The sequence below is a fragment of the Marinobacter sp. genome, from assembly GCF_040882185.1.
Classification (GTDB): domain Bacteria; phylum Pseudomonadota; class Gammaproteobacteria; order Pseudomonadales; family Oleiphilaceae; genus Marinobacter.
Genome location: NZ_JBBEBW010000006.1, coordinates 44,932 through 65,791 on the forward strand (window position 1 = coordinate 44,932; position 20,860 = coordinate 65,791).

The 20,860-nt window shown below is 54.8% G+C and carries 18 protein-coding genes; 2 read left to right on the plus strand and 16 right to left on the minus strand.

Translation table 11 applies throughout. The features are described from left to right. Positions 1 to 94 precede the first annotated feature (94 nt). Complete coding sequence (locus WEB64_RS05455; RefSeq protein WP_368061503.1) at positions 95 to 1,369, plus strand: porin; 1,275 nt, start codon at positions 95 to 97, stop codon at positions 1,367 to 1,369. 120 nt (positions 1,370 to 1,489) lie between these two features. Here WEB64_RS05455 and WEB64_RS05460 read toward each other — a convergent pair whose 3' ends face one another. The 6 genes from WEB64_RS05460 to WEB64_RS05485 all read right to left on the minus strand — a co-directional run bounded on the left by WEB64_RS05460 (position 1,490) and on the right by WEB64_RS05485 (position 8,144). Next, positions 1,490 to 3,292 carry a long-chain fatty acid--CoA ligase gene (locus WEB64_RS05460; RefSeq protein ID WP_368061504.1) on the minus strand — a complete coding sequence of 601 codons (1,803 nt, stop codon included), beginning with the start codon at positions 3,290 to 3,292 and terminating at the stop codon, positions 1,490 to 1,492. Then, positions 3,289 to 4,098 (minus strand): ABC transporter ATP-binding protein, encoded by an 810-nt coding sequence (locus WEB64_RS05465; protein WP_368065525.1) that lies wholly within the window; start codon positions 4,096 to 4,098, stop codon positions 3,289 to 3,291. Before WEB64_RS05465 ends, WEB64_RS05460 begins: the two co-directional genes overlap by 4 nt. 8 nt (positions 4,099 to 4,106) lie before the next feature. After that, positions 4,107 to 5,315, minus strand: a complete 1,209-nt coding sequence (locus tag WEB64_RS05470; protein WP_368065526.1) for an ABC transporter substrate-binding protein — start codon at positions 5,313 to 5,315, stop codon at positions 4,107 to 4,109. Positions 5,316 to 5,405: 90 nt separating this feature from the next. After that, positions 5,406 to 6,449, minus strand: a complete 1,044-nt coding sequence (locus WEB64_RS05475; protein ID WP_368061566.1) for a branched-chain amino acid ABC transporter permease — start codon at positions 6,447 to 6,449, stop codon at positions 5,406 to 5,408. Position 6,450: 1 nt separating this feature from the next. After that, a complete protein-coding gene (locus WEB64_RS05480) occupies positions 6,451 to 7,329 on the minus strand; it encodes a branched-chain amino acid ABC transporter permease (RefSeq protein WP_368061565.1) in 879 nt (292 codons plus the stop codon). Next, positions 7,329 to 8,144, minus strand: a complete 816-nt coding sequence (locus WEB64_RS05485) for an ABC transporter ATP-binding protein (RefSeq protein ID WP_368061564.1) — start codon at positions 8,142 to 8,144, stop codon at positions 7,329 to 7,331. Before WEB64_RS05485 ends, WEB64_RS05480 begins: the two co-directional genes overlap by 1 nt. A gap of 246 nt (positions 8,145 to 8,390) precedes the next feature. Between WEB64_RS05485 and WEB64_RS05490 the strand changes: the two genes are divergently transcribed. Continuing rightward, positions 8,391 to 9,188, plus strand: a complete 798-nt coding sequence (locus tag WEB64_RS05490) for an enoyl-CoA hydratase-related protein (protein WP_368061563.1) — start codon at positions 8,391 to 8,393, stop codon at positions 9,186 to 9,188. Positions 9,189 to 9,677: 489 nt separating this feature from the next. Here the strand turns inward: WEB64_RS05490 and WEB64_RS05495 are convergent, their stop codons facing one another. From WEB64_RS05495 to WEB64_RS05540, 10 genes are all read right to left on the minus strand, one after another. After that, a complete protein-coding gene (locus WEB64_RS05495) occupies positions 9,678 to 10,490 on the minus strand; it encodes a class II aldolase/adducin family protein (protein ID WP_368061562.1) in 813 nt (270 codons plus the stop codon). Positions 10,491 to 10,747: 257 nt separating this feature from the next. Next, a complete protein-coding gene (locus tag WEB64_RS05500) occupies positions 10,748 to 12,010 on the minus strand; it encodes a TRAP transporter large permease (RefSeq protein ID WP_368061561.1) in 1,263 nt (420 codons plus the stop codon). Positions 12,011 to 12,020: 10 nt separating this feature from the next. Continuing rightward, positions 12,021 to 12,524: a TRAP transporter small permease gene (locus WEB64_RS05505; protein ID WP_368061560.1), complete on the minus strand. Its 504-nt coding sequence runs from the start codon at positions 12,522 to 12,524 to the stop codon at positions 12,021 to 12,023. A 68-nt stretch (positions 12,525 to 12,592) separates the two neighbouring features. Next, positions 12,593 to 13,591, minus strand: coding sequence for a TRAP transporter substrate-binding protein (locus WEB64_RS05510; RefSeq protein ID WP_368061559.1), 999 nt, complete (start codon positions 13,589 to 13,591; stop codon positions 12,593 to 12,595). A gap of 427 nt (positions 13,592 to 14,018) precedes the next feature. Continuing rightward, positions 14,019 to 14,933, minus strand: coding sequence for a LysR family transcriptional regulator (locus WEB64_RS05515; protein WP_368060013.1), 915 nt, complete (start codon positions 14,931 to 14,933; stop codon positions 14,019 to 14,021). Between the two features lie 135 nt (positions 14,934 to 15,068). After that, positions 15,069 to 16,724, minus strand: a complete 1,656-nt coding sequence (locus WEB64_RS05520) for a long-chain fatty acid--CoA ligase (RefSeq protein WP_368060011.1) — start codon at positions 16,722 to 16,724, stop codon at positions 15,069 to 15,071. Between the two features lie 29 nt (positions 16,725 to 16,753). Next, positions 16,754 to 17,578: a CoA ester lyase gene (locus WEB64_RS05525; protein WP_368060009.1), complete on the minus strand. Its 825-nt coding sequence runs from the start codon at positions 17,576 to 17,578 to the stop codon at positions 16,754 to 16,756. A gap of 34 nt (positions 17,579 to 17,612) precedes the next feature. Beyond that, the gene (locus WEB64_RS05530) at positions 17,613 to 18,788 is read right to left on the minus strand and encodes a CaiB/BaiF CoA transferase family protein (protein ID WP_368060815.1); all 1,176 of its coding nucleotides are present in this window, start codon (positions 18,786 to 18,788) and stop codon (positions 17,613 to 17,615) included. A 58-nt stretch (positions 18,789 to 18,846) separates the two neighbouring features. Further along, positions 18,847 to 20,010, minus strand: a complete 1,164-nt coding sequence (locus tag WEB64_RS05535; protein WP_368060007.1) for an acyl-CoA dehydrogenase family protein — start codon at positions 20,008 to 20,010, stop codon at positions 18,847 to 18,849. Then, positions 20,011 to 20,844 carry a MaoC family dehydratase N-terminal domain-containing protein gene (locus tag WEB64_RS05540; RefSeq protein WP_368060005.1) on the minus strand — a complete coding sequence of 278 codons (834 nt, stop codon included), beginning with the start codon at positions 20,842 to 20,844 and terminating at the stop codon, positions 20,011 to 20,013. It lies immediately after the preceding gene. Between the last annotated feature and the right edge of the window lie 16 nt (positions 20,845 to 20,860).

The following is a 20,860-nucleotide window of genomic DNA, read 5'->3' on the forward strand; positions in this document are numbered from 1 at the left end:
CCAGAACGATTACAAGCAGATGTCTCAAACTGGCCGAATACAATCAGGTGAACTCTACGGACGACACCTTACAAAACAAGAAACCGGAGGCAATATGAGGTGTTTTAATTCGCTGCTGGCGGCTGGTGTCGTCGGTCTGACGGCACTCCCCGCATCTGCGCTGGAAGTTGAAGTGGGTGGCCAGGTAAACCGTGCCATCATGTACGTGGAGGATGGCTACAGCGCCAATAATCTTGGCGTAGGTTCAGACACTGAGTTCTATCATGTCGACAACCGGAACAGCCCGACACGCTTCAACATCGGGGGTACGCAACGATTATTCGAGGGCTGGACGGCAGGTGCCCTGATCGAACTGGGTGTTTTTTCAAACGCCTCCAATGATGTCGACCCGGACAACAAGTCCACGGATGCTGAAGTGGACGAGCGTATTACCGATGCGTTTGTGGACTCGCCTTATGGCAAAATTACCCTCGGCCGTGGCGAGGGCGCCGCCTATAACGCTGGTCGGCGGGACTACTCAGGCACCGGTGTAGTCAGCTTCCGCAACCCGAGTCTTATTGGCGGCAGCCTGCGGCATGGGATGAAAGACTCTTCCTTCAAGCGGACGTTCGACGCCGATGGGAATTTCACCGGCACCGAACCTTTCGACACCCAGAACCCGGCACAGAACGAAGTCACCATCGCCGGTAGCATGCGGGACTACAACTTCGAGAACCGACATGACCGCATTCGCTATGACAGCCCGCGTCTCGGGCCGGTTACGCTCTCAGTCAGCGCTGGTCATGACAGCGGGGACGGAGGTCACGAATCAATCCTGCAAGTGGGTTTGAAGTCAGGGTTACGAGCGCCAGGAGGTCGCCTGCTTCTTGGCCTGGGGTACTCCAGGGCGAGACGGAACGCCGATGACCCGGCCTCATCGTTTGACCCCGACTCCGGCGTCGATCCTGATATCAATACCTACGGCGGGTCCGTATCATACTTTCACAGCACTACCGGCCTGAACCTGACCCTGGCAGCAGTCAATTATGAGCTGGACCTGACAAGCGAAGAGAAATCAGGCAACTTCAGTTCAACCCGCTCAGAGCTGGGCCAGTTTCGTTATACCAAACTGGGCTATCGCCCGAACCGCCAGCACGCCTTTGATATCCACTGGGGCTACACCAAAAACCGCAACAAAGATGACGAAAAGGCGACCGTAGTGGGAGTTGGTTACGTCTGGAGCCCCTCTGAAATGTTCGACGTCTACGGCGGCGCCAAGGTCCACAGTTTTGAGCGTGACGAGTGGTGCACGACCTCGGGCAGAACCTGCTACAACCCCAAATATGACAACATCAAGATTGTTACTACGGGGCTGCGGGTGAAGTTCTAGCCAGACTCCGTTCAGTCACTCGTTGTTGTGCTCTTATGCCCCTCTCCATGGGGCTTTTTCAGTTGATACGAGAGCTCAGCCTGGTGCCCGGTTTGGCTGGATGGAGGCGAGCATCTGCCCTCAGGCATACAACGATTCAATCGCCTCATTATACTTCTCATAAATCTTACTCCGCCGCACCTTCATGGTTGCTGTCACCTCATCGTCATCGTGGTCGAGTTCCTTGATGAGCAGGTGAAAGCGCTTGATCTGGGCGACCTGGGGCAATTGTTCATTGCCCTTGTTTATCTCTTTCTGAATCAGTTCGTTTAACCGTTCCTGCTCGGTCAAGCTGCGGAACGTGGTGTAGGCGATCCGTTCCTGCTCGGCCCATTTAGCCACCGTGTCGAAATCGATCTGGATCAAGGCGGAGACGTACTTTCGGGCCTCGCCAATTACGATACATTCCTTGATGTAGGGGCTGGCCTTGATGGTGTTCTCGATCTCCGTGGGCGAGAGGTTCTTGCCCCCGGCAGTGATCATGATGTCTTTCAGGCGATCAACAATCTTGAGCTGATCGTCCCGCCATTCACCGACATCCCCGGTATGCAGCCAGCCGTCTTTCAGGGTTGAAGCGGTGGCGTCGTCATTCTTGTAATAACCCTTGAACATGCTGTCACCGCGCATAATGATTTCGTTATGCTCACCCAGTTTGACCTCCACACCGGAAACGGCCACACCGACGGTGCCCAGCCGAACATTGTCTACCGGCTGGGCGGTAGCCACGCCAGTGCTTTCCGTCTGGCCGTATACTTCCACCAGAGGAATGCCGATGGTTCGGAAAAATTCGAGAATGCCCGTGGAAATGGGTGCAGCTCCGCTTAGCGCGATTGTGCACCTACGTAAGCCAATAAAGTTTTGCAACGCCCGTAGCACCAGGAAATAACTGAGGCCGTACAGGCACTTTTCTTTGAAACTCCACTGCCTGCGTGGCTTGAGAGCCATGGGGGCACAAACCCGGATTGCCCAGTTAAACAGAGCCTGTCGCAAGCGACCGGTTTCCTGAATCTTAATGTAGATGGAAGAATGCAGTTTCTCCCAGATCCGGGGGACCCCCAGGAAGAAGGTTGGTGCAACTTCTCTGAGATCTTCCTGGATCGTGCGCAGGCTCTCGCCAAAGCTGACCGTGCTGCCCACGTAGACGGGAGCAATGTTGGTAAAGGCCTGCTCGGCCACATGGCACAGCGGGAGATAGGACAGGCTGGAGCCATGTTCATTGGCCCTCAGCAGTTCAATTAATCCCGGCGCGGCGGCATGAAGATTACCCCAACTGATCATCGCGCCCTTGGGGCGGCCGGTAGAGCCGGAGGTGTAGATCAGCAGGGCGGTATCATCCATCTGCTGACTTTCCAGCAGTTCATCCACCAGCCCAGGATGCTCTTTCTCATACTCCCGCCCCCGGGCTTCGATATCTTCGAACGCAGCCGGTGGCTCCGGGTAGTATTGAAGGCCCTTCATATCCACGGCGATGCTGTGTCTCAGTTTCGGCAACTCCGGCCAGGCTTTGAGCACCTTATCGGTCTGTTCCTGATCCTCACACACCACCATTTCCGCATCACTATGCTCAAGGACGTAGGCCACCTCATTCCAGGGACTGGTCGGATAGACGCCCACACAGATACCCCGAACTATCCCTATGCCCATCTGGGCGATAACCCACTCCACCCGGTTTTCTGAAATAATGGCGACATGGCCGCCCTGCTCCAGGCCCAGGGCACGCAGCCCGAGCCCGAAATGCCGGGCGCGTTGATAGTAATCCTGCCAGGTATACGCTTGCCAGATACCGAAATCCTTCTGGCGCAGGGCTGACCCTTCGGGCTGCTCTTTGGCATGAGCCCGCAACATCTGAGTCAGGGTCAGGTCCGGTATGGAAGGTGTCGTCATGAAAGCCACCTTTTGCGGCGTTTATAGTGCTTGATGTCCCGATAACTGCGGGCCTCACCTTCCTTGCCACCCACCCCGAGATAAAATTCCCGCACATCCTCATTGGAAGTGAGTTTGTCTGCCGGGCCGTCGATCACGATCTTGCCGTTTTCCATAATGTAACCGTAAGAAGCGATCGCCAGCGAAACGGCCGCATTCTGTTCCACTAGTAAAATGGCGGTGCCTTGCTCACGGTTGATCCGGGCCACAATGGTGAAGATTTCTTCCACCAGCAGAGGTGCCAGGCCGAGCGACGGCTCATCCAGCATGATCAGCTCAGGCTGGGCAATCAGCGCCCGTCCCAAAGCCAGCATCTGTTGCTCGCCGCCGGAGAGGTACCCCGCGAGCTGTTTTCGGCGCTCCCGCAGGCGCGGAAAATAGTTATAGACAAGCTCATAGCTGTCGTTCAGGGAAGGCTTACGGCCACTAAGAGCGTAGGTGGCCGCGACCAGGTTTTCCTCCACGGTGAGGTCCTCGAACACGCGGCGCCCTTCCATCACATGGAACAAGCCATTGCGAACCAGCTTTTCCGGCGCGGTGTCTTTGACATCACGACCACGGAAGCGAACCTGGCCAGCGGTCACTTCGCCATCTTCCAGGGTCAGCAGGCCGGAAACGCTTTTCAGGGTGGTGGACTTGCCTGCGCCGTTGGAGCCCAGCAACGCCACAATAGCGCCCTTCGGAACCTGCAGTGACAGGCCCCGGAGGACCTGCACCGACTTGTTGTAGACCACCTCGATGTTATCGATTTCCAGTAAGGCTTCCATACTGCCCCTCAGTCGAGGTGAATCCACTCGGATACCGGCTCGTACTTGCCCTCGGCGGCGTTAACCCGCCAGATACGGCCCACCGGGAAGGACATGTCATGGACCGTCACCGGAATACCGATAATGCCGCCGGTATCCCAATCCTCGATGGAGGCCAGCGATGCTGCCATGTTCTCCGCCGTCAGTTCCTTATCAGCGTCCAGCGTGCGCTTGATGACTTCGGTCCAGACCATGGCGTTGAACCAGCCCTGCATGTAGCCAGTAGGTCGATAGCCCGCTTCCGGATCGCTCTTCTCGGCCTGGGCACGCAGCGCATCCAGCATCGGGCCGCTCTCATCGCTGTCATAATAGTTGTAAGGCATCACACCCATATAGCCATCGGCATCCGCGCCCATCTTATCGACGATCAGCTTATCGGAAGACCAGAAAGTGCCCATGAACTTGGTGTCCAGCCCCATCTGGCGCATCTGTACCATGAACTCGTTGATCGGAGACAACACATAGCCATGGAACACCACGTAATCCGGGCGAACGCGACGCAGCTTCAGGATTTCGGCAGACACGTCCACGCTACCGGGCTTCGTGACGATTTCCTCAACCACCTCAATACCAAGTTCGGCGGCCCTTTCCTTGCCATTCTCGATGGGGTCCTTGCCAAACTCGGTATCGCTGTAGACAAAGGCCACGGTAGGCATATCCCCACCCTCACCCTGGGAGGCGATGTATTCGAGGATGATGCCGAACATCTGGCTGTAATTCGGTCCGGGAATGAACTGGTAAGGGTATTGTTCGTTATCCGTCAGTGCCGTGGCGAATGAGGCACCGCTCATGAGGGTATCGCCCTGACTGTTCAGTTCCGAGGCAATGGCTTTCATAAAACCGGTGCTGTCACCGTAATAGGTTGCCGGTGAATCACTGCCGGAAATTTTCTTGAAGGCTGCCACTGAACGGTCCACCTCGTAGGCGGTGTCCTCCATTACGTATTTCACCGGATGGCCATTGATCCCGCCCTCGCTGTTGATCCAGTCCGTGTAATCCGTCAGACCGGCATGGATGTGAATGCCAGCAAAGGCAAACACCCCGGAGAGCGGGATTGAGCCACCGAACACGATAGGTTCCTTATCCTGGGCCATGGCTGGTCCGGCTACCGTTATCGCAGCGACCAAACTGCCAAGCCCGGCGAGCCGGCGACCTTTTTTGAGGATGTTTCTGAACATGATTATTCTCCTTGCTGCTTCTTGTTGTTGGCGTTGCACAGGTTTTCGTTGAAACACTTATTGAACATTGGAACGCTCGTTGAAAAACCGTTAATTCCGAAACGGCCACAGGCGGAAGAAACGGCGTATGCGATGCCAGATCTCCGCCAGGCCATGGGGTTCAAAAATCAGGAAGCCTACAATCAGGGCGCCGAATATAATCTCCAGCATCGGCGACATGAAGACGGGGGCGTCCGGGTAAAATGGTGTCAGGGCAGCCGTCAGCAATTTGAGCGCTTCCGGTACCAGGGTCATAAATGCCGCGCCGAGGATGCCTCCGAGCAAATTGCCCATCCCGCCTACAATTACTGCCGCAAGATAGAAAATCGACATGGATAACGGAAAACTCTCCGGCGTCACTACCCGGTAGAAATAAGCGAACAACCCGCCAGCAACCCCGGCATAGAACGAGCTGAGCGCAAACGACATCAACTTGTAGTGCAACAGGTCGATACCGAGAATCTCAGCGGAAATATCCCGATCACGAATGGCAATGAAGGCCCGGCCAACCCGGGTCCGGAAAACATTGCGAGCCGCAAACACCATCACCACCGCCAACGGCACGATGATGAAATACATCATAAAATCACTCTGGAAGCTCCACCCGAACAGGTGCGCCGGCTCCAGACTCAGGCCGCCCATGCCGCCGGTGACGGACTCCCATTCTGCAAAGATAAAATGCAGGAAGACACTGGCCGCCAAAGTCGCTATCGCCAGATAAAGGCCCTTAACCCGCAGCGAGGGCAAGCCCACCAGAATCCCCACGGCCGCAGCCATGAGCCCTGCCAATAGGAGGGTGACCGGAAAGGGCAAGGCGGTATTGAGGGAGAGCCAGGCCACGGTGTAGGCACCAACCCCCATGAAGCCTGCCTGACCGAGAGAAATCAGGCCGGTAAAACCGGTCAGAATGTTCAGACCCGTGGTGCTGATCACCGCAATGCCTACCAGACACCCGAGGTAAAGCAGGTACGAATCCGCCATAAACGGGAATACCAGCAGAATCAGCAGCAGGAAGCCAAACCACAGTTTTTGGGTATGGCTGGTCCAGATCGCCTCATCGGCTTCATAGCTCTGTTTTGCGTCACCGATGCGCATCTTACACTCGCTCTATTTCATGGGTGCCAAAGAGGCCGTAGGGTCGAATCACCAGGATCACTGCCAACACCAGAAAGGTCGCCGGCATCCGGTACTCGCCACCCAGATAGGCACCTGCCACGGTTTCCAGCCAACCAATGAAAACACCGGCTATCAGCGCTCCCAGAATGCTGTCCAGTCCGCCGACTATCACCACCACCAGCACACTCAGCCCGATAATCCCGAACTGGGGGCTGAGACCTCCGGTAGCGGCTACCAGCACGCCAGCCAGTGATGCCGCCAACGAACCGAATATCCAGGCCATGCTGAATACCCGACGTACGTTGATGCCCATGGAATAGGCAGCAGCCTGATCCGAGGCCGTCGCCCGCAAAGCAACACCACCACGGGAGAACCGGAAATAAAGCAGGTAAATAATCAGTAATGCGGCACCAATCAGGAAACCGTAAGCGATTTTAGGCGCCAGATAGAGCGGGCCAATGAACACTGGTTCCCGGGGCAGGAAACTGGGCAGCAATTGCGGATCTGCGGTCCAGATAAATTCCACCAGCCCCACCAGGATACTGGCGATACCGATGGTCACCATCACCACCGAGATGGGCGATTCTCCCAGCATCGGCCGGATCATGGTTTTCTCGATCACGCCGCCCAGGAGGCTGCCGCCTATCACCGCCAGCGGCAACGCAATCCAGGCTGACAATTCCATGCCACCGGCGAAGGCCAGAAACAGATAGGCGGCGAACATCATGATTTCACCGATGGCGAAGTTGATCACCCGGGTAGCCTTATAAATGATCACGAACCCCAGGGCGATCAGAGCATAAAGCCCGCCCATGGCCAGACCGGCCAGACTGATTTCACCGAAGAACAGCCAATCCATCAGGCGGCCTCCCCTTGGGGGTTAAGCTTTTTTCGCAGACTATCGATATCGCTGTTACCCAGGTAGGCCTTGATCACCTCGGGATTCTTCTGAACATCGGCAGGCACGCCTTCGGTAATGACCTGGCCGAAATTGAGCACGGCAATATGATCCGATATATCCATCACCATGCCCATATCGTGTTCCACCATCAGCACCGTAATACCCCACTCCTCCCGGATATCGAGAATGAAGCGGGCCATGTCTTCTTTCTCTTCCCGATTCATGCCCGCCACCGGTTCATCCAGCATCAGGACTGTCGGTTGCATGGCCAGGGCCCGCGCCAGCTCCACCCGCTTCTGCAGGCCATAGGAAAGGCTTGCCACCGGCTGGCGGCGGATATGGTCAATCTCCAGGAAGTCGATGATTCGCTGTTCCACATCCTTGCGGACGCCCATCTCTTCCCGGCGGGCCGGACCGAAATAGGCCAGCGCGCTGAGCAGGCCGCTTTTCATGTGCACATGAGCACCGAGCTTGATGTTGTCGAGTACGGTCATGCCCCGGAACAGCGCAATATTCTGGAAGGTACGAGCGAGGCCCAGAGCAGCCCGTTTGGGAGGTTTGATAGCGCTTGAAAGCACCTGACCCTGGTAGCTTATAGTGCCCTGTTGCGGCTTGTAGAAACCGGAAATGCAATTGAACAAAGACGTTTTACCGGCACCGTTCGGACCGATAATCGTGGTGACGGTGTTTTCCGGCACCCGGAAGCTGACATCCTGCAGGGCCCTCACACCACCAAATGACAGAGATAGATTGCTGATCTCAAGGATGCTCACTTTACCTCCCGGCACCCCTGGCGACGGGTGCACGGGCAGGGAAACCCGCCTCGCTGATACCCAGCCCACGCCTAAAGATGATTGTAATTTTTGTTTTTTTCTATCGCCGGAATTACTCCCAGTCCGGATTTAAAGTAGCCCATCCAGGCGACAATAGGCAAACCGATCTATCCTGTTGACTGAAAGATAATCACACTTGATACGCGGGAATCTGACTGACAGACCTGCCTGGATAAAGAGCACTCAATGATGATGGACAAACTGGTCGTGATGGCTTTTGAAGAAAAAACCGGTGTGGCGACGCTGACGTTTAACCGGCCAGAAGCGCTCAACGCCGTCAATGTACCGCTGGCTGAGGCCTTTCTCGCTGCGGTGAGAGCAATAAAAGCCCTACCGGGAGTGCGATGCGTGGTCCTGACAGGTGCGGGGCGAGCATTTATGGCCGGCGGCGACATAGCCAGCATGACCGGTACAGCGGAGCAGGCCGGTAAAGCGATCAGTGCCATTCTGGATGCAGTCAACCCGGCTATCCTCCTGTTGCGCAGCATGGACGCTCCGGTTATCGCAGCGGTAAAGGGGGTGGCCGCTGGCGCCGGTCTGAGCCTGGCTCTGATGGCAGATCTGGTTGTAGCCCGGGAAGACACCAAATTTTTGGTGGCCTACAACGGCATCGGTGCGGTGCCCGACTGCGGCGGCAGCTGGTTTCTGACGCACAAGATCGGCGCTGGCAGGGCGGCAGAACTCATGCTGCTGGGCCGCACACTTAACGCAGCCGAAGCGAGAGACTGGGGCCTGATCACCGCGTTTGCGCCGGAGGAGCAGTATGAAAAGTTGCTGGCGGACATCATCACCAAAACGGCCAACGGCCCAACCCGAGCCTTTGGCGCCTTCCGCCAGCTTACCGACCGTGCGAACGGCGATCAGCTGGCTGAACATCTGGAAGCAGAACGATCGGCGTTCCTGAAGATGACTGCAACTGCAGACTTCAGCGAAGGCGTGTCCGCGTTTCTGGCCAAGCGAAAACCTGACTTTGCCGGAAATTGAAGAGGCACACCCATCGTCCGGAATGGCACGAGATTGACATAGCAGGTCCATTGGCACCGAACACTTCTCGCGCTCTGCGCGCCAGAGTAAAGACTAGCCAATGCCAAAAACCTGTTCTGGATTTACATCTGGTAAAGGAATAGCCTGTAGAAGGAGTTACATCATTCGCAGCAGGCGATTCTGGCGCAACCAGAATTGCAGGTTCTTACAAAAAGGAATTAGTTATGAACAATATCGTTTATATCGTAGGCGCCGTGGTTATCGTTTTGGCAATTCTTTCCTTTCTCGGTTTTCGTTAAACCGAAGGCTGCTGGCGGGCATTAGGCCTCGCCGATGTGCAGTATGTATATGGAGGACTTGCGTGACAGCGCAGGTCCTTTTTTTATGTTTGGCAGGAACTGATGTCTCGTCCGGGCAATAAGCATATGCGCCCTGATACAGTCACCTCGAAATGCGACTGCGTACCGAAACCCCTTCCCTCATTTTAGATCATTCGAGCATACCCGGGCTGGTTCCCAATAGCTGCTCCCAGATAGGTTGGAAATGCAGCCAGCCAATGTATTCACTACCTACATGCTCGCGGCTGTAGCGCGCGCGCTCGGGCGTCACGAGTGTCGGTTTGATACCAGTTGCCTCCACCAATAACTGCTGCTGACAGCACCGCTCAAGGGCGATAAACCAGAACGCGGCGGATTCGATGCTGTGGCGACTGGCGGTGAGCAAACCATGGTTCTGATGAATCGCGGCTTTCACACCTTTGAAAGATTCGGCAACGCTACACCCTGCCTTGTTCTCGACGGCGACGGCGCCAGCCTCGCTGCCAATGACTACGTGGTCTTCAAAAAAGGCACATGCATCCTGGGTAATCGGTTCAAGCTCCCGGCCAAGAGCCGCGAACGCGGTACCGTAAACACTGTGGGCATGGCACATCGCAATAATGTCCGGGTTAGCTTCGTGTACATTTGCATGCAATATAAAACCAGCACGATTCACCGCATAATCACCCTCGACCACGTGACCCTCGTGGTCAACCAGAATGAGGTTGGACACCTTGACCTGAGAGAAGTGCACAGCCATCGGGTTGGTCCAGTACAATTCCGGCCGCTCCGGGTCCCGCACTGTTAAATGTCCTGCGAAACCATAATCCAGATTGTGTATCGCAAAGGCGCGACATGCCGCTACCAGGCGCTCCTTAAGATGACGTCGTTCGTCTGCCAGACTTGAAAAAGTAGGAAGCTCAGGAAATTTTAGACCTTCCTGCTCCGGCTGATAAACTGAAACTCTCTTTCCTAAATCCATCATTTTTTCTCCGACTAAAAATATCCAATATATAACACTGGTATCATTTAGGGGGCCTCTGATTAACTCCTGAATCGTCTCTGCGCGCTCTGAAAGCCAGAGACGACCCAGGAGTTAATCAGAGGCTCCTTAGAATTCCAGCTGATCTATATCAACATTATCTATTCGCACCACCAGCATCAATATGCGCTTCGCAATAAGATTTATCACATCAAGTTATGAACACCACAATTCGGTATCACGTGAAAAACCGATACTCCCTAATTAAAGACTGACAGCAACCCTGGTACAAATATGAAAAATAGAAGCAATAATATATAGAGTAATAAATAAGGAACTGTACTTTTACAGACATCCTCAAATCGCCTATTGGTAAGATTTGTTGCTATAAACAGGTTTAACCCCACTGGCGGCGTTATCTGACCGACAGCCACAGCAATGACCATGAAGACACCAAAGAATATCGGATCAATCCCCAGGGCTCCAACCACAGGCATCAGAGTGGGGGTAACCAGAATAACTGCCGCTACATTATCGAGGAATGTCCCCAATACAAGTAGCATTCCCAATATAATCAAGAGGACGACGACCTTGCTGTCAGAAAATCCTATAAGGCCTGCAGCTAACCCTTGAGGTACATTTTCGGAGGTAAGGATATAGGTGAAGATGTTAGATGTGGCGATCAGGAATAGAATCGTAGCCGATACCTCCACGGTTTTCTTGCTAACATTAAAGACGCTTTTGAAGGTCAGATTCCGGTACCACAAGAAGCCTACAAGTAATCCATAAAGACTTGCAACGGCCGCTGATTCAGTAGGTGTAAATGCCCCCGAATATATACCCCCAAGAATGATCAACGGCATTGCCAATGCAACCATGCTTTCCCGGAAAGTTTTCAGGGCACTTCGTATTGGAACGGGCTCACCGCCGTCATAGCCCCGCTTATGAGCTATGAAATAGTTAACAGCCATTAGCCCGGCCGAGATGATGATCGCAGGCACGATACCACTGAGGAACAGATTACCGATCGACACGCCAGCAACCACACCGTATAGAACCATTGTAATGCTCGGCGGTACAACGAGGCCCAGAATGCCCGAGGCAGCCACTGCGGCGGCTGAATCTGCCTGGTCGTAGCCCTTTTTTGCCATGGACGGGATCATAACGGAGCCAATCGCAGCGGTGGTTGCGTTAGCAGAGCCAGAAATAGCGCCGAAGATAGCTGAGGAGCCAGTGGCTACAAGGAAAAGCCCGCCCTTGAAACGACCGAGGAATACGTATGCCAGATCAATAAGCTTGTCCGAAATCTTGACTTCCGACATCAAGTACCCGGCAAACAGAAAAAGCGGTATCGCCATCAAAGCAAAAACATCCAACCCCGAATACATCCTCTGCACAACAAGCAGCATTGGCATATCGGTAAACATAAAAAGAGACAGGATGGATGCACCGGCAAGTGAGAAGGCGATTGGTACGCCGAGAAATATCAATACAAAAAAGATAACAAACAGGGTAAGAACCATGGACTGTCTCTCAGAGCGACTTTTTATTTTGTGCGGAATGCGGGTTATTTGACGCACCCAGTATCTCTTTGATCAAGCTGACCGAGTAGATGCACATCAACGCCCCACCTATCGGGAACGCATAAACAATAAGCCCCTTTGGTATCCTTAACGCTGGTGTCGTCTGCATCATGGTGCGCTGTGCAAGGTCCCAACCCTGAATTACAAAGAGCAGGGCAATACTCAGAATCGAGATAAAATAAAGCAGAGTCGCCGCTTTTCTGAGTATTACTGGGAACCGCTCATAGAAATAGCCAATCGTCAGATGTGATCGGTTTCCGACACCGGAGGCCGCCCCCAGAAGTACGACATAGATCAGGAGCGCACGTGCCGCCTCTTCGGATCCGGTAAGCGGGGCGTTCAGGACGTACCTGTAGAATACCTGCAGGCAGACAAGCGTCGTCATGATCAGAAACAGAACCGCTGATAACGCGGTCAATGTTCTGGTTAATAGAGTGAGCGTTTTTTCATACATGGCAGGAAGAACCTCGACAGGGGCCTGGGAGCTACGATGACTTGCAGCTCCCCCCTCGCACTGAGCTGTTACTTGGTGTCTATGATTTGGTCGATGAGTTCTGGCCCAAATACGCCGCGATATTTCTCGATAACAGGTTTGGTGGCTTCGACAAATGGCGCCTTGTCAACGTCATTCACTTTCATTCCGAGTTCCTTGATTTGCTCCCACTGGGCATCTTCTTCTGAAACCACCATACGGGTGTGCTCAGCAGCCAATTCTCTACCAGTGTCCATCATTACTTGTTGATACTCCTCAGGCATCCGATTGAGCAGCGCTTTATTGATCAGAACGGGGGACGAGAGATAGATATGCCCGGTTTTTGAAGCGTAGTCCTGCACTTCATAGAACTTTTGGGTAAGAATGTGAGCCGGTGGATTTTCCTGGCCATCTACCACACCAAGTTGTAAAGCCGAATAGAGCTCAGTGAACGCAATAGGGGTGGCATTGGCGCCGAGTGTTTCGAAGCTGTCAACGAAAATGGGACCTTCTGGAACTCGAAGTTTCATCCCCGCCAAGTCTTCAGGCTTGGTAATCGGCTTTTTGGAATTCGTAATATGCCGGAAGCCATTTTCCCACCAGCCGACAACCACGGCGCCCTGCGGCTCAACTTTATCGGAAAGCGCTTTACCGACGTCTCCATCCAACACCTCCCGTACGTGGTCGGGATCACGGAAGATGAACGGGAGATTGATAATACCGACCTCCGGGACAAAATTTGAGAGCACTGCGTCGGAAGTCAGAACCATATCATTAGTACCGATAAACGTTCCCTCAACCAGTTCCAGCTGTTTGCCAAGCGAGTCAGAAGGATAAACAGATATCTTGACGTTACCGTCAGTGCGCTCTTCAACAAGTTCCGCGTAACGCTTGGAGATAACCTGGAAATGATGGTCCGGGGAACCTGTATGACCGAGACGAATCTCGAAGACCTCACCGTCCGCTGCTGACGCGAGAGAGTGGGAGAAAGGAAGTACAGTTGCGATAGTCATCAGACCAGAAAATAGCAGTGTCAGTTTCTTATTCATGGTTATTACTCCAAATTCGGCAGCTTCCTTCCAGTAAGGGCGCTACCATTCTTGTTTTAATTAGAGAGCCTCTGATTAACTCCTGAATCGTCTCTGCGGGCTCTGAAGGCTGTAGGTGCAAGGCGCGGCTCGCCGCCAATGGCCGTAGCCCTTGGCAAGAGTCGCAACGCCGCAGATGCAGCCTTCAGAGCGCGCCCTTCGGGGCTTTCAGAGCGATTCAGGAGTTAATCAGAGGCTCCTTAGTTATATCAGTGATTCAATTACCAGCCTCTATTTGGATTTACTGGCATGAACATAAAGTCCAGATTCTCTTTTTGCGGTCTCTCTATAACCTGGCAGTTTCTTAAACTAGAAGAATTGCCGAGCAGTGGTCAACGGCGCCAATCGAATAAGTTTTATTGCGGAGACTAATAGGTCGATGTTGGCGCTACTCGCTCCATGGCGGCTGACGAAAAGCTTCAACAAGGTAGTCGACAAAGTTCCGAATCCGGGGTAGGAGTTCGCGCTCGGGGAGGAAGACCGCACTGATGGCTGTATCATCATGAACCTGGTGGTCGCTTAAAAGCGGCACCAGTTTGCCCTCGCGAATGGCGGGAAGCGCCAGATGTTCAGCCAGTCGCATAATTCCGACGCCTGCTGTGCATAGCTCAAATAAAGTCAGGCCATTACTGCTGCGAAAATTACCGCTCGCGAGCAGGGTTTCTACCGTCCCGTCAATCCGAAACGACCAGCGATTGAGATGATCCCGCGGCCCCTCCCACATCAGGCAATTGTGCCGACGCAGGTCCGCAGGCGTCTGTGGCAAACCATGGGCTTCCAAGTAGCTGGGCGCTGCCACAACCAAACGTTGCAGGTCGCAAAGTTTACGGCTTTTAAGGGAGGAGTCCGTTAACCTGCCCATACGAATAGCCACATCAACATTGTCTTCGATGAGATTTGCAATTGAGTCAGAAAGGGCAAGATGGAAGACAACATTTGGCTGGTCAGCCATCGCTTCAGGAAGCAGCGGTACTATCTGGTCCAGGCCGAAGGCCAAAGGCGCACTGATTCGAAGCTCTCCACTGACCTTTGAGCGTGCGGAGGAAACCTGCGCTTCCGCCAGCTCAATCTCATTGAGAATCCTTCCGCAAGCACTCAGAAATTGCTCGCCCTCCCCGGTCAACCTATGGCCACGAGTAGACCGATGGATCAACTGGACACCCAGTCTGCGCTCCAGACTGGTCATTGTTTGACTAACGAAAGGCTGGCTCACCCCAAGCAGATGTGCCGCAGCAGTGAACCCTCCCGCATCCACCACCGCCTTGAATATCCGCATTTCGAGCAGTCTATTTTCTTTCATCATTCGTTACCTTATCCGGGACCGGTCAAGGATGAGCCGACTAACGCTCAACAAGCGTAATACCATCTCACCCCGTCATCATCGTCAGCAGAACCAACGTCCCCTGATGCTCGAAGATAATTGATGAAACCTAGTTTGTTAGCGGGCCCGCTGCTGTAATTGCAGCCACATGATTTTACCGGTCGCCGACTTCGGCAACTCGTCGAGGAGTTCTACCGCCGTCGGCACTTTATAAGCCGCCATATTCTGCTTGCACCAGGCAAGGATATCATCGCCGTTTATGGCACTACTGGCGCCCGCTTTTAACACCACCAGCGCTTTGGCGGTCTCCCCTCTTTTCTCATCCGGCACACCAATCACGCAGGCTTCCTGGATGTCGGGATGGCCGTACATGATACTTTCCACTTCCGCAGGCCAGACTTTGAAGCCTGAGGCGTTGATCATCCGTTTAAGGCGGTCGACCATGAAGAAATAGCCTTCTTCATCTACATAGCCTAAATCGCCGGTTTTCAGAAATTGTCTACTGTCGCGCTCCAGGAAGGACTTGGCGGTTGCCTCAGGGTTGTTCCAGTACTCCAGCATCACCTGGGGGCCGTGGAGGATGATTTCACCGGTTTCTCCCTGGGGCAGTTCTTCCAGTGTGCCTGGATCAACAATCCGCGCGTCCACCCCGAAACTGGCGATGCCAAGGCACTGTCGTTTGCCTCGCTCGACGGGGTTCCCAAGAATAAAAGCGGCGGTTTCGGTCAGCCCGTAAGCTTCGTTGTAGGAAATCCCGAACTCGTCCTTGAGCTTGCGTGAAATTGCCTCGGGCATGGCGGCGCCACCCCCCATCAACCGGAACAGGCTGGAAATATCGTGATCGCCAAGGGCCGGATTGGAAAAGAAATCGACGATCATCGAAGGCGGTGCGCTCCACATATTGACCCGATATCGCTCGATCAGCAGCAAAGCCGCTTCACGGTCCCACCGTTGCATGATGACCACCGTTGATCCGTTATATATCGGGCCATTCATGCCTCCCTGCATGCCGAGAAAGTGAAACAGAGGTGCGATAGCAAGGGACGAGAACGCGGGCGATCCGCCACGCCACACGGCGGAGGCGGCCACCGAAGCCATCACGGTGCTATGTGAGTGGACACAGCCTTTGGGCTTGCCCGTGGTACCCGAGGTGTAAGCAATGACACACAAATCATCGTGCCTTCCTTCAAAGTGGGCGGGGCTTAGAGCTTGCGCTAATGCGTCCTGCCAGAGGGCGACGTCTTGCCCGGCCAGAGCCAGCCCTGGCGCGCTCACCGCAGCGGGAACCTGCATGTCCAGGGTTGGTGCCAGATAATCCGAATAGGCGTGCACAATAAGATGTCCGATGTCCCCGGACAGCAGCAACGGATTGGCGAATTCGAAGAGTTCCTGAGCGGCGAGCAAGGTCCTGGCGCCACTGTCGGCAACACAGTAGCGCAGCTCATCCTCCAGATTCATCGGATTGATTGGCACAACAACGCCCTGTGCACGCAAAATGGCATAGTAGCCAATCATGTACTGGGGGCAGTTCTGGGAGTACAGGGCGACCCGGTCACCCGGCCTAACCCCACAAACCTGCTGCAAGTAACCCGCCATGGATTCAACCTGCCGCAAAAACTCAGCGTAGCTAAGCGTGTACCCATAAAATACGATGGCGGGCTTGGTCGGGTAGCGCGTCGCGGCCACTTCCAGGTTGTAGTAAAGGCTGGTCCTGGGCAGGTCCAGCGACCAGGGCAGCCCTTTCGGCCAATACTTGCTACTTCCGCAATTCATGCCTGAACTCCTGTTACCTACATGGCTTTCTAATAATGACCCTGAGCACGCTCAAGAATGGTTTTTGCCATCGCGATAACCGGGGCATCCACCATCTGGCCATCGACCTTGAAGGCACCTTCCCCCGACTCCGCCGCCGCCATGACCTTTTGGGCCCACTGGACTTGCTCGGTGTCAGGTGCAAAGCCGGACTGCACCGGGCCTATCTGCTTGGGGTGGATACACAACATGCCGGAGAAGCCCATATTCCGCGCCCGCCGGGCCCGGGTGAGAACGGCCTGATCATCGTCAAAGACCGGGAACACAGTATCGATGGGCGGCAACAGGCCAGCCGCCCGCGAAGTTACCAGAATCTGATACCGGCACTGATCCAGAATGGTCTCGGCGCCAGCGGTGTTGCCTTCGATGCCGAGATCATCACTCAGGTCCAGCCCCCCATAACTCATCCGGTTAACCGCCGGTGAGGCGGCAATGTCATGGATAGCAACCAGGCCCTTGGCCGTCTCGATCAGCGGAAGCACAGGCTTGCCCGCAGTGGCTACCAGCGAAATATCTTCCGCCGACTCTGCTCGTGGCAGCATGATGCCGATAACCTTCTCGTGGCGGCTACAAAGCGCCAGATCCTCGTCAAAAAATGCAGTTCCACGTGCGTTTATCCGCACATAAATGCCGGCGCCCTCGTGCTGGTTCAAAAAATCCTCCAGCGCTTGTCGTGCGGTGTCCTTGGCATTTTCAGATACCGCGTCTTCCATATCCACTATGACCGCGCCAGCGCCGCTGGCAAGCGCCTTTGCGATCCGTTCCGGCCTCGACGCTGGCACAAATAACATCGTTTTCAGGTTATCGTTTGTCATCGTCACTTACCTGCTATCGATAGTCTGTTGCTGGCTACACCACACCAACACGCTCAAACTCTTCAACCTGCTCGTCGCCGTAACCCAGGTTTTGCAGGATTGCACGGGTGTGCTGCCCTACCTCCGGCACGGCAGATATCGCTTCCTCAAAAAACAGCCCCGGCACCTTCAACGCTGGCACTTCGCCCAATGGCGTCATCACTTCAAACCAGCGGTCACGGGCCTGCAACTGAGGATGCTGCCAAACCTGTTCCATATCATTCACCGCAGCGTTGGCAATGCCCGCGGTATCAAGGCGACTGGTCACCTCTGCAAGCGTGAGCTGTGAAAATACCTCGCGGATCAGGCCATTGAGCTCGACACGGTTGGCGGAGCGGCGGGGATTGGTTACGAACAACGGGTTATCCACCAGTTCCGGCATTCGGATCACCCGTTCACAAAAGCCCCGCCACTCGCGATCGTTCTGAAGGCCGAGCATCACCGTGTTACCGTCACCGATGGGAAACGGACCATAGGGATAGATCGTGGAATGGGAGGAACCCGCCCGGTCCGGTGCTGGCGCTCCGTCAAAACTGTAATACATCGGGTACCCCATCCATTCAACCAGCGATTCCAACATCGAAACATCTATATGGCTGCCCTCTCCGGTCTGACCCCGAAGCAGCAATGCAGACAGAATATTGCTCTGAGCAAAAGTGCCTGCCGCAATGTCGGCAACCGAACAACCAGCTTTCGCCATGCCTTCCGGTTCGGGAGTACCGGTAACGGAAAGAAAGCCGCTTTCACTCTGAATCATCAGGTCATAGGCTTTCTTGTCCTGATACGGACCACCCTCGCCGTAGCCCGAGATGTCACAAACCGTCAGTCGTGGGTAGCGGGGATGCAAATCTGCAAATGACAGCCCCATCCGTGCAGTCGCACCCGGCGCCAGGTTCTGCACCAGAACGTCCGCTTCTGCCAGCAGTTGATGGAGTATTTCCATGCCTTCCGTTGATTTGAGATCAAGAGACAGACTTTCCTTGGAGCGGTTTACCCAGACGAAGTGCGATGACAGGCCCTTCACCCGCTCGTCATACTGGCGGGCAAAATCACCTTGTCCGGGCCGCTCAACCTTGATCACCCGAGCGCCATGCTCTGCCAGGTGCCGGGTGCATAAGGGGGCAGCTACCGCCTGCTCCAGGGAGATAACCGTAATGCCACTCAAAGGCATCGGCTTGTTTTTGTTATGGTTCAAAAAAGTTCCTCACCTTTCCCTGCGTTGAAAAAACTCAGAATGAGCGTGGCAATTCCAGCAGGTGTTCTGCCACGTAGGACAGAATCAGGTTGGTGGAGATCGGTGCCACCTGATAAAGCCGGGTTTCCCGGAACTTCCGCTCGACGTCGTATTCGTTAGCGAAACCGAAGCCGCCGTGGGTCTGCAGGCAGACGTTGGCAGCCTCCCATGAGGCTTCTGCCGCAAGGTACTTTGCCATGTTGGCGCTGGCACCGGCGTTCTGGCCGCTGTCGTATTCTTCGCAGGCACGCCAGCGCATCAGATCCGCCGCTTCCACGTTGATGTGCGCCTTGGCAATGGGGAACTGGATGCCCTGGTTCTTACCAATGGGTCGGCCAAACACTTCCCGGTCACTGGCGTATTTACGCGCCCTTTCAATAAACCAGCGGCCATCCCCGATACACTCGGCGGCAATCAGCGCGCGCTCGGCATTCAGGCCGTCCAGAATGTAGCGGAAGCCCTTGCCTTCCTCACCAATCAGGTTCGCGGCGGGGATTTCAAGGTTATCGAAAAACAGCTCATTGGTTTCGTGGTTCACCATGTTGGCGATAGGCTGAACGGTCAGGCCGTTACCAATGGCGTGGTGCAGATCAACGATAAAGATCGACATGCCCTCGGCCTTGCGTTTTACCTCTGCCAGCGGCGTGGTGCGGGCCAGCAGGATCATCAGGTCCGAGTGCTGGACTCGGGAAATCCACACTTTCTGGCCATTGACCACATACTTGTCGCCCTGGCGCACCGCGGTCGTTTTGATCTTGGTGGTATCGGTACCCGTAGTGGGCTCCGTGACCGCCATGGATTGCAGACGCAATTCGCCGGCGGCGATTTTTGGCAGATACTTCTGCTTCTGTTCCTCACTGCCGTGACGCAGCAGAGTAAACATGTTGTACATCTGGCCGTGCACCGTGCCGGAGTTACCACCGGCAAGATTGACCTCTTCCAGTATGACCGAGGCTTCCGATACGCCCAGGCCCGAGCCGCCGTATTCCTCGGGAATCATCGCAGCCAGCCAGCCAGCACGGGTCATAGCCTCAACAAACTCTTCCGGAAACGCCTTACGCTCGTCCACACCACGCCAATAGGCCGCATTAAACTCCGCGCATAAACCACGCACGCCTTCACGGATGTCCTCATATTTCTTCATGGATGGGCTGGTCATCTATCTGTTCTCCTTGAATTCGATTTCGGCTTCATGGGCCGGGCCATCTTCGTTGGCCGCCCAGAGCAGAGCTTTACCCTCACCGCTGATCCGACCTTCAACGTTAAAGGCTTTATTCACCGTCAAAGGTCTCAACCCTCGATAGGACAGGCGCACCGGAGTAAGTGACGGATTGGCCTCCAGAAATGCCTGCATCATCAAGGTGGCAATCAGCGGACCATGAACAACAAGGTCCGGGTACCCTTCTACCTCAGTGGTGTAGGGCTTGTCGTAATGAATACGATGTCCATTAAACGTTACGGCGGAATATCGAAACAGGAGCAGTGGCGAAGGCTCGATGCTATTACTCCACTGGGCCTCGTCCACTGGTTTGTCCAGAGACAGTCTCGGGGGTGCTGGCGCTTTGTATACGATGTCCTGCTCTTCACTCAGGCACAGCTCGCTGTTTTGGTGATATTGGTGTTCAACAGTCACAAACAACAATTTACCCGAGCGACCGGTTTTCTCGATGACCGATTTGATCCTGGATTGACGCTCGGCGCGCTGGCCTACTAACAGTGGACGATGGAAATCCACCCTGCCCCCGGCCCACATGCGCGTGTTGCCATCAGACTTGGGCAGAAAACCACCCGGCGCTATGTGCCCGTCCGGCCCCGTACTGGCTGGGGGCATCGGAACCTGGAAAAAAGCCCAGTGCCAGAGTGGGGCAAGTGCGTCGCCCTCCTGTGGAAACGGTTGGGAGAGCATGGCTGCGATGCGGCTGGCGAGTGAGGTATCAAGCGCATCTGCGCAGGATTCCTTGTGACCAATCCAGTCTTCAGGTGCTTTTTCCATTGCGCTTCCTCTATCA